14 protein-coding genes, 1 tRNA gene and 1 pseudogene are annotated in these 17,297 nt (G+C 68.5%); 10 read left to right on the forward strand and 6 right to left on the reverse strand.

Annotated features, from left to right (window positions below; translation table 11 throughout):
• Positions 1-595 precede the first annotated feature (595 nt).
• Positions 596-994 (reverse strand): annotated as a pseudogene (locus tag FB464_RS20540) (NUDIX domain-containing protein); the annotation flags it as partial.
• A 229-nt stretch (positions 995-1,223) separates the two neighbouring features.
• Here FB464_RS20540 and FB464_RS02075 point away from each other — a divergent pair.
• The gene (locus tag FB464_RS02075; RefSeq protein WP_116415333.1) at positions 1,224-4,880 is read left to right on the forward strand and encodes an ATP-binding protein; all 3,657 of its coding nucleotides are present in this window, start codon (positions 1,224-1,226) and stop codon (positions 4,878-4,880) included.
• A gap of 91 nt (positions 4,881-4,971) precedes the next feature.
• A complete protein-coding gene (locus FB464_RS02080) occupies positions 4,972-5,472 on the forward strand; it encodes a hypothetical protein (protein WP_142206586.1) in 501 nt (166 codons plus the stop codon).
• Positions 5,473-5,479: 7 nt separating this feature from the next.
• Here FB464_RS02080 and FB464_RS19665 read toward each other — a convergent pair whose 3' ends face one another.
• From FB464_RS19665 to FB464_RS02095, 4 genes are all read right to left on the reverse strand, one after another.
• Positions 5,480-5,647 (reverse strand): hypothetical protein, encoded by a 168-nt coding sequence (locus FB464_RS19665; RefSeq protein WP_170151938.1) that lies wholly within the window; start codon positions 5,645-5,647, stop codon positions 5,480-5,482.
• Between the two features lie 62 nt (positions 5,648-5,709).
• Positions 5,710-6,171, reverse strand: coding sequence for a large conductance mechanosensitive channel protein MscL (gene mscL / locus FB464_RS02085; RefSeq protein ID WP_116415330.1), 462 nt, complete (start codon positions 6,169-6,171; stop codon positions 5,710-5,712).
• Positions 6,172-6,198: 27 nt separating this feature from the next.
• Complete coding sequence (locus tag FB464_RS02090; RefSeq protein ID WP_116415329.1) at positions 6,199-6,534, reverse strand: FmdB family zinc ribbon protein; 336 nt, start codon at positions 6,532-6,534, stop codon at positions 6,199-6,201.
• A gap of 39 nt (positions 6,535-6,573) precedes the next feature.
• Positions 6,574-7,152, reverse strand: coding sequence for a 5-formyltetrahydrofolate cyclo-ligase (locus FB464_RS02095; protein ID WP_116415328.1), 579 nt, complete (start codon positions 7,150-7,152; stop codon positions 6,574-6,576).
• 84 nt (positions 7,153-7,236) lie between these two features.
• Between FB464_RS02095 and galU the strand changes: the two genes are divergently transcribed.
• The 5 genes from galU (at position 7,237) to FB464_RS02120 (ending at position 12,061) form a co-directional block, all read left to right on the forward strand.
• The gene (gene galU / locus FB464_RS02100; RefSeq protein ID WP_116415327.1) at positions 7,237-8,127 is read left to right on the forward strand and encodes a UTP--glucose-1-phosphate uridylyltransferase GalU; all 891 of its coding nucleotides are present in this window, start codon (positions 7,237-7,239) and stop codon (positions 8,125-8,127) included.
• A 39-nt stretch (positions 8,128-8,166) separates the two neighbouring features.
• Entirely contained in the window at positions 8,167-8,820 is a 654-nt protein-coding gene (locus FB464_RS02105) for a GNAT family N-acetyltransferase (RefSeq protein WP_116415326.1), read from the forward strand.
• Positions 8,821-8,939: 119 nt separating this feature from the next.
• Entirely contained in the window at positions 8,940-10,109 is a 1,170-nt protein-coding gene (locus tag FB464_RS02110) for a hypothetical protein (RefSeq protein WP_116415325.1), read from the forward strand.
• 66 nt (positions 10,110-10,175) lie between these two features.
• Positions 10,176-10,248 (forward strand) — tRNA-Ala (locus FB464_RS02115).
• A gap of 115 nt (positions 10,249-10,363) precedes the next feature.
• A complete protein-coding gene (locus FB464_RS02120) occupies positions 10,364-12,061 on the forward strand; it encodes a DUF4214 domain-containing protein (protein ID WP_116415324.1) in 1,698 nt (565 codons plus the stop codon).
• A 74-nt stretch (positions 12,062-12,135) separates the two neighbouring features.
• On the opposite strand, the gene FB464_RS02125 is transcribed toward FB464_RS02120, so the two are convergent.
• Positions 12,136-13,959, reverse strand: a complete 1,824-nt coding sequence (locus FB464_RS02125; RefSeq protein ID WP_211327379.1) for a M1 family metallopeptidase — start codon at positions 13,957-13,959, stop codon at positions 12,136-12,138.
• A gap of 158 nt (positions 13,960-14,117) precedes the next feature.
• Between FB464_RS02125 and FB464_RS02130 the strand changes: the two genes are divergently transcribed.
• The 3 genes from FB464_RS02130 to FB464_RS02140 all read left to right on the forward strand — a co-directional run bounded on the left by FB464_RS02130 (position 14,118) and on the right by FB464_RS02140 (position 17,293).
• Positions 14,118-14,954: an alpha/beta fold hydrolase gene (locus FB464_RS02130; protein WP_116415323.1), complete on the forward strand. Its 837-nt coding sequence runs from the start codon at positions 14,118-14,120 to the stop codon at positions 14,952-14,954.
• Positions 14,918-16,117 (forward strand): methylenetetrahydrofolate reductase C-terminal domain-containing protein, encoded by a 1,200-nt coding sequence (locus FB464_RS02135; protein WP_116415322.1) that lies wholly within the window; start codon positions 14,918-14,920, stop codon positions 16,115-16,117. The genes FB464_RS02130 and FB464_RS02135 overlap by 37 nt, the downstream gene beginning before the upstream one ends.
• Positions 16,118-16,297: 180 nt before the next feature.
• Entirely contained in the window at positions 16,298-17,293 is a 996-nt protein-coding gene (locus tag FB464_RS02140; protein ID WP_116415321.1) for an ABC transporter substrate-binding protein, read from the forward strand.
• Positions 17,294-17,297: the final 4 nt, after the last annotated feature.

Here is a 17,297-nt window from a genome sequence, read left to right on the forward strand (position 1 = left end):
GTTCGACAGGCCGGGCGAGCTCCGCCTCTCCGGCACCGTGCCCCGCGAGGAGGTCGCCCGAGCCGGCGCTCCCCGAAGCGACGCCACCCGGGACGGAAGCGCCCGAGCCGACGCCACCCGAAGCGGCGCCGCCCGGGGCGGAAGCGCCCGAGCCGACGCTGCCCGAAGCGGCGCCACCCGAGCCTGTGCCACCCGAGCCTGTGCCACCCGAAGCGGAAGCGCCCGCGACAGCAGCAGCCGCGACATCCGGAGCGTCGAGACGCGCAGCGCGGGCCTGGCCTTCTGTGACGAGCACGATGTGCGGCCACCAGCGCGTGCCCGCGAGCGACGGGTCGTCGTCGATGCCGAGGGAGGCCGCGCTCAGACCGTCACGGCCGAGGCGCGAGAGGCGGCCGGCGAGGCGTTCGGTGGCGCCGACCCTGTCTTTCCACCAGCCGTCGGGGCGGGAGCCGACCACGTTGGCCGAGTCCACGATGAGAACGGTGCGCCGCGACAGTTCTGCGCTGAGCACAGGCCAGCTCGCACCGAAACCCGGGTGCAGGGGGAGCGCCGCCACCTCGTCGACCGGCACCCAGCGCACCTCGATGCTCTCGGCGTCGGTGACCGCGGCATCGAAGGGTGCCGTGACGTCGACGACGACGGTGGTGTAGCTCCAGAACCCGAGGTCGAGTGTGGAGGTCATCCGGAGCCGGAGCGCGTCGACGACGACCCCCGCCTCTTCGGACGCCTCGCGGACGGCACCCTGTACGGGCGTCTCGCTCTCGTGGCGCGCACCGCCCGGGAGTCCCCACGTTCCGCCGAAGTGGCTCCAGTTGGCGCGGTGCTGCAGCAGGATGCCGCGGGCCGGGTCGTGCGCCAGCAGGCCCGCAGCCCCGAAACGGCCCCAGAACCTGCGGCCCGAACCGTCTTCGACCCAGCCGTCACCGCTCCCCGGGGCGGAGTGCAGCCGGGGCGGTACAAAGGAGTGTGGCGAGGGCTCCGCCTGCTCTGTCATGACCTGATTTTGTCACGCCGGGCGGTGCTCGACGAACCAGCCGACACGCACACTCCGCGAAACTCGGGCCCGCCTACCGGGAATACGGGCGTGTCGCGCATAAGGTGCTTGTGTGTGGCGTGCCGATAAGAAACGAGATTCAGACCCTGAAGAGTCTGGCACCGACGAAGCGACGTCGGCGTGGGGTCGCCGCGCCGATTCCGGAGCCCCCGGCAGAGGTGAGACGGCGATGAGAACGGGCTCGATCATCTCCACCGATGACCTGGTGGAACCGACCCGCCAAAAGTGGCGGGAGCAGCTGGCTGCTGTCGGCGGCCTCAGCCCGCTCATCCACTTCGACGACGCGCCGCGCTCGAGGGTCGACCTGACGTCGACGCACCCGAGCGGTCTGGCCCAGTTCATCACGGGCAACGCGACGTTGCTGTCGAGCCTCATCCGCGACGAGCTGGCCCTTCGCAGCGCCCGCATCGCCGCCGGCGCGATCACCGACAAGGGCGTGGAGCTCCGTGCCGTGCGCGGCATCGACTCCGTGCACCTCGCGATCGGCCTCGCCCAGTGGAAGCTCGAGGAGCAGGAGTTCAGCGCTCCGCTTCTGCTCCGCCCGCTCTCGGTGCGCCGGTACGGCCGCGACTTCGAGTTGAAGCTCCGCGGCGCGCCCTTCGTCAACCCCGAACTCGCCCGGGCCCTCTCCGAGCAGTTCCAGATCACGCTCGACGCCGAGCAGGTCGTCGCGCTCGCCGCCTCGAACGGCGTGTTCAAGCCCCAGCCGGTCATCGACCACCTCCGCGGCATCACCTCGCACCTGCCCTGGTTCAGCGTGCAGCCGCGGCTCGTGGTGTCGTCGTTCGCCGATGTCGCCACGTCGATGGTGTCGGATGCCCGGAAGCTCGATCATCCGGTGCTCGACGCCGTGGCCGGCAGCCTCACGGCGCGCCGGGCCGTGCAGGAGTCGTACCACCCGGTCGAGCCGAGCCCGCAGGACTCGCGCACACCCTCGACCGACACCCTGCTGCTCGATGCGGACGCCGAGCAGGAGAACGTCGTCGCGCAGATCTCGGGCGGCAACTCGCTCGTCGTCAAGACGCTTCCCGGCACCGGCGGCACGCAGACCATCGTGAACGCGGTCGGCGCCCTGGTCGCGCAGAACAAGCGTGTACTCATCGTGAGTCCTCGCCGCCTCAGCCTCCGCGGCATCGCCCGCCGCCTGAACGACGTCGGGCTGCCCGGGGCCGCGGTGTCGCCGCGCACGCTCCGCCGCGACCTGATCCAGTCGATCGGCCGCAACGAGAAGGCGATGCAGCCGCATGTCGCCGACGTCGACGAGGCGCTCGTGCGGCTCCGCCACGTGCTGCTCGACTACCGCCAGTCTCTGTCCCGCGTCGATCCGCTGCTGAAGGTCTCTGTTCTGGATGCCCTGCGGGAGCTTGCGCGCCTGTCGCTGCTGCCCCAGCCGCCGGCCACCACCGCGCGCCTCGACCGCCCGTCGCTCGAGGCGCTCGCCTCGGGGCGCGGCAAGGCGGCGAAGACGCTGATCAAGGCGGCGGCACTCGGCGAGTTCCGCTACGGGCCGGGCGACTCGCCCTGGTACGGCGCGAACTTCGACACGGCAGAAGACGCCGCCGAGGTGCATGCAACAGCCAAGCGCGTGCACCGCACCGACCTGCCGAACCTGCTCACCCGGGCCTACGAGCTCGTCGGACAGACGCACATGCGACAGTTCACGACCATCTCCGAGCTCGGCTCCTACCTCCGCCTGCTGCTCGACCTGCGGGAGACGCTCGACAAGTTCCTGCCCGTCGTGTTCGACCGGTCCCTCACCGACATCATCGCGGCCACCGGGCCACGCCGCGACTCCGCGCAGATGACCGGAACCTCCCGTCGTCGCCTCCGCAGCCTCGCGAAGGAGTACGTGCGCCCCGGGGTGCACATCGGCGACATCAACGCTTCGCTCCGTCGCATCCAGCAGCAGCGCACCCTGTGGCACCGTTTCGCCGCTGCCGGCATCCCGCCGGAGGTGCCGACCGGGCTCGACGACGTGCAGGTGGCCTTCCAGCGCGTGAGCGAAGACCTCGCGCGGCTGGATGTTCCGCTCGGCCTCGCAGGATCGGCCCGCCAGCTGAGTGAACGGCCGATCAACGAACTGATCCCGCTGCTCGACGGGCTCGCTGCCGACTCCGAGGTGCTCGCGAACCTGCAGGAGCGCACGGCACTGCTCGACACCCTTCGGGAACTCGCCCTCGACCCCCTGCTCACCGACCTCTCCGAACGTCACATCCCGGAAGACGCTGTGGCCGACGAACTCGAGCTGGCCTGGTGGCAGAGCGTGCTCGAACTGATGCTCGCGAACGACCGCGCCCTGCTCGGGGCCAACACGGGCATCCTCGACCGCCTGGAATCGGACTTCGTGCTCGTCGACGAGGCACACGCATCGGTCAGCGGGCAGATCCTCTCCTGGCAGCTTTCGGAGACGTGGAGCGTGGGTCTTGTCGACCACGCCGACGAGGCCACCGCACTGAAGACGCTGCTGCGGGGCGACGGGGTCACCTCCGCCTCGCTGCAGAAGGCTGCGCCGTACCTCAGCCGGGTGCTCGCGCCCGTCTGGCTCGCGTCCCCCTACGAAGTCAGCGAGATCACCGACGAGATCGTGTTCGATGCGGTCATCCTCGTCGACGCCGGAGCGACCACGCTCGCTGAGAACGCCGGCGCGATCCGTCGTGCCCGGCAGGTCGTGGCGTTCGGCGACCCCGTCACGCAGACGCCCTCGCACTTCGAGATCGCGGTTGCGGCCGTCGTGCAGCCCGCGCCGCGGAGCGCCTCCGGTGACGCCGCTGTTGCGGCCGACGCGCAGTCGGTTGAGCAGCTGGCCGGGGAGTCCGCGATGGCCCGCCTGGCCGAGATCGTGCCCACGCTCTCGCTCACCCGCAGCTACCGGGCCGGCGGCGAAGACCTCGCCGAGCTCGTGAACCACCGGTTCTACAACGGCAAGATCGACTCGTTGCCCTGGGCGGGAACCTTCCTCGGTCACGGCAGCCTGACGCTGCACTACCTCGAGGGTGCGGGCGGGATGCCCGACAGCGAGACCGGTGCCGTCGAGAGTGTCGACGCCGAAGTCGAGCGCGTCGTCTGGCTGGTCATGGACCACGCCCAGAAGTACCCGCGCGAGTCTCTCATGGTGATCACCGCCAGCGCCAAACACGCGGTGCGCCTGCAGCAGGCCGTTCTCGCAGCGTTCGCGAAGCGCAGCGACCTGAGCGACTTCATCCTGAAGGACCGGGCGGAGCCGTTCATGGTGGCGACGCTCGAGCAGTCGGTGGCGCAGAGCCGTGACCGGGTGATCTTCTCGGTCGGCTATGGGCGCACCCCGCACGGCCGGGTGCTGTCGAACTTCGGTCCGCTCGCAAAACCGGGCGGAGAGCGCCTGCTCGCGGTCGGTATGACCAGGGCCCGCCGCTCGATGGACATCGTGAGCTGCTTCAAGCCGACCGACATCGACGAGGAGCGCATGACGTACGGTGTCGTGTCGCTGCGCCAGATTCTCACCGAAGCCGAGAACGGGCCCTCGCCCGACACGTTCTCGAGCCCCGGGGATGCCCTGCTCATCGACCTCGCCCGGCGCCTCGGTGCCCGGGGCCTCGAGGTTGCGTTCGAGCACCGCGGCAAGCTGACGCTGGTGGCCTCGTACGAGGGCCGCGCGATCGTCGTCGAGACGGACGCGGTGGTGCACTCGATGAGCCTCCGCGAGTCGCTCCGGCTCCGCCCCGACATGCTGAAGCGCCTCGGCTGGCACTACCTGCGCGTGCACAGCTTCGAGCTGTTCACCGACCCCGAGGCCGTGGCGACGCGCATCGCGTCGGTCATCGGCGTGCGGCAGCTCACCGCGGTCTGACTCTCAGCTGAAACAAATTTTCGCTGTTTCGCGTAATGACTGCCGGTTGGCGGTGTCTCTCAGTTGTCAACACCCAACGAGAGGTTTCACCGTGTCAACCACATTTCATCGTCTCATTGTCGGCGCAGTCACCGCTGCCTCGGCAGTCGCGCTCATTGGCGCTGGTGCAGTTTCTGCTCAGGCGGATCCGATCGCACCCCCGGTAACCGCGAGCCAGACTTACGCCCAGTTCACGGTTCCCGAGCCCGGCGCCTATCAGCGCAGCACTGCACCCGTTGAAGGAAGCATCAATTTCGGGGTGAGGCCTGGTGCAACGACCGCCGACCTTGCGATTTCGCTCTGGTGCGACGACGGGAAGACCTACCCGCTGCACACCGCGCTGGACTCAGCTCGTTCGAACCTCCCGACTGGTGTCAGCTACTCCGCTGATCTTCCGCTGACCCTCGTCGGCCACGGCTGCACGCTTGCCGCGCTGGACCGAACCGGGCAGCCCGTCTGGTTCCGGCCCGCTCGATACAGCAACAGCAAGGCGAAGACGACGACGATCCTCTATGGCGACGTCGTCTACCGGAACGGCAACGGCGGCCTCTAGTCGCTCGTCAGTAGTGGGGCGGCACGTCGTCTTTGAGGCGCGACTCGTTGTCGTCGGGGGAGTCGCCCCAGGCGGCAGCGGTGTCCTCGTCGGCGACGGATGCGCGGAGGTGCGGCTGCACGACGGCGGCGGACTGCGGTTCGGCGTCGGAGCCGGGGGTAGGAGCGGTGCTCACGCGCCGCCGCCCCACCTGCTTCACGGGCAGGGCTGCAGCGCGGTCATCCGACGAGCCGGCGGTCACTCGTTGGGGAAGGGCGGGCCCGCGGGCGTCTGGCTCGCGGTCGTGGCGCCCACGGAGCGCTGGGCGGCCAGCAGGTCGCGGATCTCGGCGAGCAGTTCGGCCTCGGTGGGGGGAGTGGCCGCGGCCTCCTCGGTGGGCGGGCTCTGCTGGCCCTTGAAGAAGGCGACCTTCTTGAGGTGGTTGATCGGCAGCACGAAGACGAAGTAGACGACCAGCGCGATGATCAGGAACTGGATGATCGCACCGATGACCAGCCCGAATTTGAGCGTCGAGCCATTGATCGTGAAGTCCAGAGCGTCATCGAGCTGGCCTGACTGGAAGACCGCGGCGATGAGCGGGTTGAAGATGCCGCCGACGATCGCCGTGACTACTGCCGTGAAGGCTGTACCGATGACGACGGCGACTGCCAGGTCGATCACGTTTCCGCGGAGGATGAACTCTCTGAAGCCCTTGAACATGTGCTATTCCTTACGTTTCTCGGGTGGTCAGGCAGCTGCGCCGGATGAACTCGCCGGCTTGGCGGGAGCTGAGGCCGGTTTGCTGTCCGACGATGACGATGACGATGACGACGTGGAATCCGACGACGAGGAGCCACCGCTGCCCTCGCCCGACGACTTCTTCGGCCCGTCGGTCGACGTCTTCGTCGCCCTCGAGTCGTTGCGGTAGAAACCCGATCCGTTGAACGTCACGCCGACCGCACCGAAGACCTTGCGCAGCTTCCCACCGCACACGGGGCAGACAGTGAGTGAATCGTCGGTGAACGCCTGCTGGATGTCGAACGCGTTGTCGCATTCGGTGCAGCGGTAGGAATAGGTAGGCAAGAAGTGCTCCAGGTGATTTTTCTCGGTGGTACGGACGGATCAGAAAGTGAGGATGCGGTTCGGCGTCACGATGCCGTCGACGGGCTGGTCGTGCACCTCCCGCGGTACGGTGTCGAGCAGTTCGTCGTCGTAGATCACAGCGTAGACAGGGGGGCACTTCTGCATCGACCCGAGAGTCTTGTCGAAGTACCCGCGCCCCCAGCCGAGCCGCATTCCGCCGGCGTCGACTGCGGCGGCGGGGATGATGATCAGGTCGACGTCGTTGATCGCGATCGGCCCCAGCAGTTCTCCGACAGGCTCGGGCATGCCGAACAAGCCGACGGCCTCGGTCTCGCCGTCGCCGTGGGCCCAGTCGAGCAGCCCGTCTTCGCGGGTGATCGGGAAGAGGGTGCTGATGCCGTTCGCGAACGCCCAGTTCAGGAACGGGCGCGTGTTCGGCTCGTTCTGGGCCGAGAGGTAGCAGGCGACGAGTTTGGCGCTGTGCTGCCCGGTGAGCGCGATGAGGTTCTGGGTGAACGCCTCGGTCGCACTCTCCCGCTCCGTCGAGGTGCGGTTCCGCCGTCGTTCGCGGAGTTCCGCGCGCAGTGCGCGTTTGATGTTGCTCGTTTGCGACAGCATGTATTGATTTTAGGTGGTGCCACGTGACGCGAGTGTTTCGGAACCTCTCCGACGGGCACGCGATTTTTGGATACCCTCATAGCCATGACCTCATCCATCACCAAAGTTGTGATTCCTGCGGCCGGCCTCGGAACGAGATTCCTGCCCGCGACAAAGGCAATGCCCAAAGAGATGCTGCCCGTCGTCGACAAGCCGGCCATCCAGTACGTCGTCGAGGAGGCGGTCGCCGCCGGGCTCGTCGATGTGCTCGTGATCATCGGTCGCAACAAGAACGCCCTGGCCAACCACTTCGATCGCAACACGGAGCTCGAGCACACGCTCGAGCAGAAGGGTGACAACAAGAAGCTGGCACTCGTCGCGGAGGCCAGCGCCCTGGCCGACGTGCACTTCGTGCGGCAGGGTGACCCGAAGGGCCTCGGCCACGCGGTGCTGCGGGCGAAAGCGCACGTGGGCAACCAGCCGTTCGCCGTCATGCTCGGCGACGACCTGATCGACGCCCGCGACGTGCTGCTGACGAAGATGCTCGAGGTGCAGGACTCCCGCCAGGCCAGCGTGATCGCGCTGATGGAGGTCGAGCCGTCGCAGGCGCACCTCTACGGCATCGCCTCGATCGAGGAGACGGGCGAAGACGACGTGGTACGGATCACCGGCCTCGTCGAGAAGCCCGAACCCGGCACCCAGCCGTCGAACCTCGCGATCATCGGCCGCTACGTGCTCCGCCCCGAGGTGTTCGACGTTCTGGAGACCACGCAGCCCGGCAAGGGCGGCGAGATCCAGCTGACGGATGCCCTCGAGACCCTGGTGGAGCAGCCCGAGCTCGCCGGGGGTGTCTACGGCGTCGTGTTCCGCGGTCGTCGGTACGACACCGGGGACCGTCTGGACTACATCAAGGCGATCATCCGGCTCGCCAGTGAGCGCGAAGACCTCGGCCCGGACCTCCGGCCCTGGATCAAGGAGTTCGCCGAAGGGATCTGATGCGTCCGAGTGCTCCCGGCGCGGTGATTATCATTGGCTATGTTCGTTCCGACCCTTCACGACGATGCCATCGGCATTCGCCCCATCCGCGTCCGTGATTCGAAGGCGCTCGAGGGCGAACTGATCTCCAACCGGGCGTGGCTCCGCAAGTGGGAGGCCACCAGCCCGAACGCGCCCCTGTCGTTCGACACCCGGGCGAGCATCCGTTCGCTGCAACAGAACGCCCGGGCGGGGTTCGGCCTGCCGTTCGTGATCGAGTACCAGGGCCAGCTGGCCGGCCAGCTGAACGTGTCGTCGATCAGCTACGGGTCGGTGTCGTCGGCGAGCATCGGCTACTGGGTGTCGGAGCGGTTCGCCGGGCTGAACATCACCCCGACGGTCGTGGCTCTCGCCACCGACTACTGTTTCGCGTCGGTGGGTCTACACCGCATGGAGATCTGCATCCGGCCGGAGAACGCGCCGAGCCTGCGCGTGGTGGAGAAGCTGGGGTTCCGCTACGAGGGGCTGCGGCGGCGCTACATCCACATCAACGGCGACTGGCGCGACCACTTCTGCTTCGCGCTGGTGGGCGAGGAACTGCCGGTCGGGGTGCTTCAGCGCTGGCAGCAGGGGCTCGTTCCGGCGGGGCAGGGCAGCGTGCCGGAGGCGGATCGGGTCGAGGCGCTGACGCCGATCGCCACGCGCAACCGGTGAGCGGATTCGCCGTCTGAGCCCTGGATGCCCGCGGGTCGATCGGGTGGGCATCCGGCACTCGCGGCGACACGCGCCGTCGGTTGGGCCGAATTCCGCGCCGCGCCTCATACCGTAGACCCATGACAACGGACTGGCTCGGCGGAGGACTCATCGTCGCCCTGGCCGCCGTGCTCTGGCTGATCTACCTGTTGCCGACCTGGTTCCGGCGGAACGAATTCCTCTCGACCGAGAGGAACGTCGTGCGGTTGCAGCAGACGCTGCGTATCCTTGCCGAGACGAGCGAGGTGCCCGATGAGGTGCACGTCGAGGCGAATGCGCGGAGTGTCGCCGAGCAGCAGCGTGTGCTGAAGAAGGCGAACGCGCAGAACCTGCTGGCGGAACGTGCGGGCCTCCAGACGCTGATCGAGCAGGGGCGTGCAGCGCAGGCGGCAGCCCTCAGTCGCAACCTCGAAGATGCTTCCAGCGCCGATTCCGGAGAACACGAGACCATCGTGTTGGCACCGCGGCCCCCGGCCCTCACTTTCCGCCAGGCGTCGCTGAAGCTCCGGCGGGCGCGGGCGGCGACCTCGGGCATCCTGCTGCTGGCGCTCGCCGTCGCGGTACTGGGCGGCGTACAGGTTGCCGTCAACGGTGCCTGGGTGGTTCTGGTCGTCGGCCTGATCGCGGCGACGCTCTGCGTGACACGGCTGGGGCGGCTCGCACGCGACGGCCGGGCGCTGCAGAGCCGCGGCATCGCTGGAGAATCCGCTGCCACGGCGCCTGTCTCCGGTGCGGGCCGGGACTCGGCGCGTGCCTCCCGCGTGCCCGAGTATGTGTTCGCCGATGAGGATGTCGCGCTGTCAGCCGCCGGATCTACGGGTTATGCCGCTGAGGTCGTCGACGGGCCTGATGCGGGTGTCGTGGTCGACGAGGGCATGACACTCGCCGACGACGGATCCGGCTGGACCCCGGTGCCGCTGCCGAAGCCCCTGTACGTCGGTCACCGACGGATCGACGGGGACATGCCCGTCTCGGCATACGTCGCGGAGACAGCGGAGAGGGCCGAGCAGGCGCTCCGCGCGGCCGCCCGTGACTCGGAGCAGGCCCTGCGCAGAAACCAGCGCGCAGAGACGGCAGTGGATGTCCCGGAGGAACTCCTCCACACCGGAACCACTGAGGCGCCCACTGTGACCCTTCCGCCCCTTCCGCAGGCGGCCCCCAGCCGGTTCGCGTCGATGGGCGTGATCGACGCGGCCGAGACGGGGGCGATCGACGTGGACCGGGTGCTCGCCCGCCGCCGCGCCGGCTAGACCCTCCCGACGGGCGGTTGGTTCGACGATGGTGCTCGCTCGTGATAACCTTGCGAAGCAGTTTTCGGGGCTATGGCGCAGTTGGTAGCGCGCCTCGTTCGCATCGAGGAGGTCAGGAGTTCGAATCTCCTTAGCTCCACCGGTACTGCAGAGAAGTGGGCCGTTTCCTTCGGGGAGCGGCCCTCTTCCCGTTGTACGCTCGAACTCGTTGCACACTCCTGGCACCGTCGCCGTTCACGTTCGAAAGCAGACCGATGAGAAGTCCTGTCACCGCCCGCCGCTGGCCCCTGGTCGTGACTACTGCGGCCCTCGTGGCCGGGTCGGTGGTCGTGGCCGTGCCGTCGACCGCCAGTGCCGCGACTGGGTACCACATCAGTGGGCACGTGACGCTCGGCACGAAACTCGCGGGGGCGGGCGCCGTCGATGTCACCTACATCACTGCATCGTCGAGCGGCCTGTTCCCGTCGGAGACGACGACCGATTCCACGGGGGCCTTCTCCTTCGACGTTCCGACGAACACCCGCTTCATCCTGCAGGTCGCCAACACGGGCCCGGGGAACTTCGCGCCGTACACCTCGTCCCCGCTCGGCGGGCCCTCGTGTTCGGTGGAGGACTGGATCGATCCGACCGCTGACATCAGCGGCCTCGACATCACCCTCCCCGTGGGCGGCGAGATCTCCGGCACCGTGACGGATGCGGCGGGCAAGCCTCTCGCCGACGTCGATCCCATCGCGCAGGACATCAACAGCTGTTCGACCATCGACAGCGCGTACCCGAAGTCGCAGGTCTTCGCGCCCGCGACCGGGGCCGATGGGAAGTACCGCGTGCGGAACCTCCCCGTGGCGACCTCTTTCCAGGTGCAGTTCTACGCCGGCGGGGAGACCAACTCGTTCGTGCGCCAGTACCTCGGTGAGGCCCCCTGGGCGCCGTACGGCGGCACCTACGCCGTGACCGCGGGCAAGACCCTCACGAAGAACATGACGCTGTTCGCGGGCGGCACGCTGACCGGTTCGATCACCTGCACCTGCGACCGCGCTGCCTTCGAACCCTCAGAGGTGCAGGTCGACCTCGAGGGACTCGACCCGGTCAGCCGGCAGTGGGTGAGGTACACCGAAGCGGTGGTGACCCGTGACGGTGACGCAACCTCCTATTCCGCGAACTACCTCACTCCCGGCAGCTACCGTGTGACCACGTCGTCGACGCTCGACGGGTTCACCACGTCGTCGTCGGCGCCGGTCACGGTGGTCGATGCGGTGAGTACAGTGCAGAACGTGCGGCTGGCGTCGGCCGCGACATCCAACCCGGGGGTGAGCCCGGCCGTCAACTCCTTCATCACGGCGCTGTACAGGGACTTCCTCGGCCGCACGCCCTCGGCGCCTGAGGTGAAGGGCTGGGCGGCGAACCTGGCCGCCGGCGCGCCGCGCACGTCGATCGCCGTCGGGTTCGCCGACAGCGACGAGTACCGGCTGATCCGGATCGATGCGGCGTACCACTCGATCCTCTGGCGGGGTCCGGATGCCGCGGGGCGCGCGTACTGGCTCGACCAGATGCACCGCGGGGTGATCCGCACCGAAGACATCGAGAAGCAGTTCTACGCCTCGCAGGAGTACGTGGACAATCGTGGTGGCACGCAGCAGTCCTGGGTGGGCGCGATCTATCTCGACCTCCTGAAGCGCAACCCGAGCGTGTCGGACATCTCCTTCTGGTCGCGGGCGGCCGACCAGCAGGGGCGTGTCGCGATCACGGTCTCGTTCTGGCAGTCGCAGGAGACGGCCGAGCGTCGCGTGTCGGCCATGTACGCCTCCTACCTCGGCCGCACCCCCGACCAGGGCGGGCTGGCGGCCTGGACGGGCTACGACCTCGCGAACGGCGACTCGGTCACGCGCTCGAGCCTCACCTCGAGCGACGAGTACTTCACGCTCGCGGCGAAGCGGTTCCCGGTCGCGCCGTGACGGACGAGGTACCGGGCCGCCCGTAGGGAGATCTGTCCCGGTCGGTGGGCGACGCGGCTGGAGGGGCCCCGCCCTCAGCCGAGCGCGGGCAGCGCCGGCTTCGTGGGGGAGTAGAGCCAGGCGTCGAAGAAGCTCGCGAGGTTCTGTCCGGAGACCTTCTCGGCGTAGGCGATGAACTGCTCCGTCGTGACCGAGTGGCCGGCGTTCTCGCTCGCCCAGCCCTTCAGGATCTGGAAGAAGCTGTCGTCGCCCACCGTCGTGCGGAGCGCCTGCAGCGTCATGCCGCCCCGCGTGTAGACCGGCCCGTCGAAGATGCCCGCGGCGCCCGGGTCGGCGACCACAGTCGTCCAGAAGGCGTCGTCGTCGGCCGGGTCGTCGCTGCCTGTGGGATTGGCGTAGGCGGCTTCGAACGACTGCTCCGTCGTCGGCCCGCCGGTGTGTTCGGCCCAGAGCCATTCGGCGTAGGTGGCGAATCCCTCGTTCAGCCAGATGTCCGACCAGCGCTCCATCGAGACGCTGTCGCCGTACCACTGGTGGGCGAGTTCGTGCACCACGACCGAGGCGTCGGCGTCGGAGGGGAAGGCCCAGCTCGGGTAGATCGGGCGGGTCTGGTTCTCGAGCGCATAGGGGAGGTAGTCATTCGGAGTCGGCCCGAAGTCGGCGATGGCGATACCGCCCGCCTCGCTGAACGGGTAGGCCCCGAACGACTGCGACAGGAAGGAGATGACCTCGGGCTCGTCGTCGAAGATGGAGGTCGCGACGTCGCCCACGAAGACCCCGTCTCCCGCGTCCTGCGTGAAGAGGGCGGGTGCGACCGCGTTGTAGTAGGCGATGCCGCCTTCATCGTGCTCGGTGATCGTGTAGTCGCCGACGGTCGCGGTGGCGAGGTAGGTGGCCATCGGCTTCTCCATCTCCCAGTCCCAGGTGCTCGACGTTCCGGAGGTGGTGTGCGACGCGAGCCGGCCGTTGCCGATCACCTGGAGGCCGGCGGGAACGGTCATCCGCGTACTGAAGGTGGCCTTGTCTGCCGGATGATCGTTGGCGGGGAACCACGTCGCGGCGACCCGGGGCTGGCCGACGACGACCGCTCCGTCGTTCGTCGGGAACACGCCGGCCGGGCCGAAGGCGTCGCTGATCGTGATCGGGATCCCCGCGTAGGTCACGGTGGTCGTGAGGGTCGCACCGTTCAGGATGCCCGCCGGCGGTGTCACGGTGAGTTCCGTGCGCGGGGGAGTCGCGTCGCCGTCGGTGCTGCCGGGCGTCTGCGGCTGGCCGGTGGTGTCGCTGATCTGTGTCGTGGCGAGGCTCCAGGCGGCGGCGGATCCGTCGACCGTCAGGTCGCTGATGGTGATCGCGTCGGAGCCGTCGACGGCGCGGGTGTCGAAGTCGAGGTTGAACGCCGAGAGGTTCTGGGTGGCGGTCGCGGTGATGGTCGCGGTGCCCGAGAGTTCATGGGTGGCCGGGTCGTAGGCGAGGTCGAGGTCGTAGTGGCTCACGTCGTAGCCGCCGTTGCCGTCGAGGGGGAAGTAGCTGTCGCCGATGCCGGCTGCGCCCGGCTGGAAGTCGACGGGGGCGGCCGTGCCGGTGGGAACCGGCGTCGGGGTGGGGGCCGCGGTGCCGGTCGGCACGGGTGCCGGCGTCGTCGTCGTGGGGGGCGGGGCGATCGCGCCGGCCGGGCAGGGGGAGGAGAGCGTCGCCGCGGAGCTCGCGGGCGGCGTCGCCGCTCCCGAGGCCAGCAGTGCCAGCACCAGCAGCGGCGCGGCGGCGAACATCGCCCCGCGACGGCGCCCGGTGCGGAGCATCAGGGCGGCGACACCGATGCCGACGGCGACGAGCGCCACAGCGATGAGCATCGGCGAGGCATCGAAGCCGGTGGCGGCGAGTTCGCAACTCTGCATGGTTCCCCCGTATCAGAACGTCCGCTCACCTTATCCTCCCGGTGTTTCGGCGTGGTTTCGAAAGGGGAACGAGACGGGTGGGCACCGACGGCTCCAGGGGCCTGTCAACCCCCGGGGCCCCACCCAAACCGTCGCCGTCGTGTGTTCGAACCCCCCACATGACAGAAATCACTGCACACCACGGAATCTTCAGGAACACCGACCTCCACGTCGACGACACCGGTGGATCGGGTCGCCCGGTCGTGCTGATCCACGGCTGGCCGCTCTCCGGCGAGTCGTGGTCGGAGCAGGTTCCGGCCTTCGAGTCCGCCGGTTACCGGGTCATCACCTATGACCGCCGCGGGTTCGGTCGGAGCGACAAGCCGAAGACCGGCTACACCTACGACACCCTCACCGAAGACCTCCACACCCTGCTCACCGAGCTCGACCTCACAGACGTCACGCTCGTCGGCTTCTCGATGGGTGGCGGCGAGGTCGCCCGCTACTTCACGAAATACGGCGCGGAACGCCTGCACAGCGTCGTGTTCGCTTCGGCGGTGCCGCCGTTCCTGCTCAAGGGGCCGACGAACCCCGACGGCCCGCTCGACGCGGCGCAGGCGGCGAAGATGACGGCCGGCCTCACCGCTGACGAAGACGCCTTCTACGACGAGTTCACGACCCAGTTCTTCTCGGTCGACGGCGTGCTGAAGGTCACCGAGGAGCAGCGCCAGCAGGCGCTCGCGCTGGCCAAGCAGTCCAGCAAGCTCGCTTCTCTCGCCTGCATGGCGGCGTTCGCCTCCACCGACTTCCGGGAAGACCTCCCGAAGGTGTCTGTTCCGACCCTCGTGATCCACGGTGACGGCGACGGAACGGTTCCGTTCCAGGGTTCCGGTGCGCGCACGCACGAGGCCATCGCGGGCAGCGAACTCGTCGTGATCACGGGTGCGCCGCACGGCGTCACGGTGAGCAACCCCGAGGAGTGGAACGAAGCCGTTCTGGCCTTCCTCGCGAAGTAGCCCAGCGCTCGCACCGCACTCACCGGGAGGGCGCAGCCGGAAATCTGCGCGAAATACCGATCACGTACCGTACTTCCTGTAAGCACCATCAACATTCAGGAGTACTCGTGTTCAGTTGCCCGAAGGCCATGGAGTACGGCCCGTGCGGGGGCGTGCACGACGACGGCTCCTGCGAGGTCTCCCCGGATCCGTGCGTCTTCCTGCAGGCTCCCGCGCGACTGTTCGACGGGGTGCACCGCAGGGATGCCCCGCCCCTCCGCCCCGAGCCGGCCCCCCTCATCGAGGAGGGCCGGCTCATGGTCGCTCTGCTGGAGGATCGGCCCGTCATCATGAGCGACTTCCCGATCCGGGCTGCCGAACGAGCCGCGATGGCCGACGGAGCAGCGGTGCTCCGCCACGCAGTGGATGCGGTGCTCATCGGTGAGCCACCGAGCGTCTCGGTGCAGTTCGCACCCGCCTACCGGGTGCAGCTGCTGAAGAGCTTCGGTCTCGACGTCTGGACCAGTGTGAACTGCCGCGATCGCAACCGCGTCGCGCTCGAAGGCGAGCTGGCGGCGCTCGCCGACGCCGGCGTCTCGGGGGTGCACTGCATCACCGGTGACCACACCCTCCTGGGCCGGCGGCCCGAGGCGATGCCGGTCTTTGACCTCGACTCCACCCAGCTCGCCGCGCTCGCCCGGGCCCGCGGGCTCCTCGTGTCTGTGGCGGAGTCCCCGGATGCCCCTCCGCGCGGTACCCGCCCAGCCCGGTACGCCCAGAAGGTGCTCGCGGGGGCCCAGGTCTGTTTCATCAACATCTGTTCCGGCGCCGAGACGGTGCGGGAGTTCATCCGTGCCGCTCGGGCGGAGGGCGCGGGCGGGCACTTCATCCCCTGTGTGCCGTTCATCGTGGATGAGGGAAGCGCGGCCATCATGACCGGACTCAGCTCCCATGTGCTCCCGGCCGGGTACATCGAGCGGATCATGGGCTCGCTCGATCCCCGAGCGGAGGGCATCCGGGCGGCGGTCGAGCTCAGCCTCGAGTTCCTCGCCGTCGATGGGATCTCGGGCGTCTGCCTCTCCGGCGGTGGTACCCGCGGCGGTGAACTCGAGTACGCGGGCGCGATGGCGGAGGCGGCGGTGCTGCTGCGGAGCCGTCTGGCCGAGCGCTCCGGCATCGCCTGAGTCGGCGGCCCCGATCGAAGCCCGAGAGTTCACCCGCTCGTTACACAGGCACGCCGTCTGTGACGAGCCGGAAACACAAGCGGCCTATTCTCAAAATGTAAGTAGGAATAACAGTTATGTAACTGACTGCTAACAATCCCTGCCGCAGACCACCCCCCTGCCCTGACGAATGGAGTACCCATGTTCCGCCGCGCCAGTCCCGTATTCGTAGCCTCCGCCCTCCTCGCCACCTCGGCGCTCGCCCTCACGGCCTGCTCCTCGGCCAGCACCACCCCCGCGGCCAGCGGTTCGGCGTCAGCCGCAACCAGCACCACCCTCCGCATCAGCACGCTGGGTCTCTGCGACGAGTCGATCTCCTGGGGCATCTCCCAGGGCATCTTCGCCGATCACGGCATCGACGTGCAGCTGACCACCGTGCAGAGCGGTGCCGCCGGCATCGCGGCGATCCAGTCCGGCGACATCGACGTGGCGTACGCCAACCCGCTCACCAGCCTGCAGGCCATCGGTGAGGGTGTTCCGCTGAAGATCGTCTCGGGCACCGGTCTCTCGACACCTGAATCGAACGAGGTCGTCGTGGCGACCGGCTCCACCTTCCAGAAGGCCGAAGACCTCCAGGGCCAGACGATCGCCCTGAACGCACTCGGCGGCCTCGCCCAGATCGTGACCGAGAACTGGATCGCCGATGCCGCCGGCACCGATTCGACCGCTGAGTTCGTGGCCATCCCGTTCGCCGACCAGGTGACGAGCGTCGTCGGTGGCAGTGTTCCCGCCGCAGAGGTCGCCGCTTCGCAGGCTGTCTCCGCCCACACCGACGGCACCGTGCGGAGTCTCGGCAACCCGTTCTATGACGGCATCGGCGAGATCCCCACGGCGTTCTATGTGGCGAGCAGCGACTTCGAGTCGAAGAACGCGGCGGCCCTGCAGTCGTTCGCCGAAGCGATGACCGAGGTCGCCGCCTCCGCGAACGACACGGCCAACGATGCCGCCCGCGACCAGGTGCGCGCCGATGCCTGCAAGTCGACGGTCGACGCCCTGAAGGATGCCGCAGAGCCGAAGTACGAGGGCCAGCTCAACATGACCGACTTCACCTCGCTGCTCGACGTGCTCACCGCGTCGGAGGCTGTGGCATCCATCGACGTCGACTCCGTCGTGCCGGGCTACGCCCGCGCGAGCTGAGCAT

It is taken from the genome of Subtercola boreus, from assembly GCF_006716115.1.
Taxonomy (GTDB): Bacteria; Actinomycetota; Actinomycetes; order Actinomycetales; family Microbacteriaceae; genus Subtercola; species Subtercola boreus.

Bases quoted from the DNA above. Each gene is read 5' to 3' on its own strand.
- mscL (WP_116415330.1), bottom strand. From the start codon at position 6,171: ATGTTCAAGGGCTTCAGAGAGTTCATCCTCCGCGGAAACGTGATCGAC.
- FB464_RS02130 (WP_116415323.1), top strand. From the start codon at position 14,118: ATGACAGAAATCACTGCACACCACGGAATCTTCAGGAACACCGACCTC.
- FB464_RS02105 (WP_116415326.1), top strand. From the start codon at position 8,167: ATGTTCGTTCCGACCCTTCACGACGATGCCATCGGCATTCGCCCCATC.
- FB464_RS02110 (WP_116415325.1), top strand. From the start codon at position 8,940: ATGACAACGGACTGGCTCGGCGGAGGACTCATCGTCGCCCTGGCCGCC.
- FB464_RS02120 (WP_116415324.1), top strand. From the start codon at position 10,364: ATGAGAAGTCCTGTCACCGCCCGCCGCTGGCCCCTGGTCGTGACTACT.
- galU (WP_116415327.1), top strand. From the start codon at position 7,237: ATGACCTCATCCATCACCAAAGTTGTGATTCCTGCGGCCGGCCTCGGA.
- FB464_RS02075 (WP_116415333.1), top strand. From the start codon at position 1,224: ATGAGAACGGGCTCGATCATCTCCACCGATGACCTGGTGGAACCGACC.
- FB464_RS02125 (WP_211327379.1), bottom strand. From the start codon at position 13,959: ATGCAGAGTTGCGAACTCGCCGCCACCGGCTTCGATGCCTCGCCGATG.
- FB464_RS02095 (WP_116415328.1), bottom strand. From the start codon at position 7,152: ATGCTGTCGCAAACGAGCAACATCAAACGCGCACTGCGCGCGGAACTC.
- FB464_RS02140 (WP_116415321.1), top strand. From the start codon at position 16,298: ATGTTCCGCCGCGCCAGTCCCGTATTCGTAGCCTCCGCCCTCCTCGCC.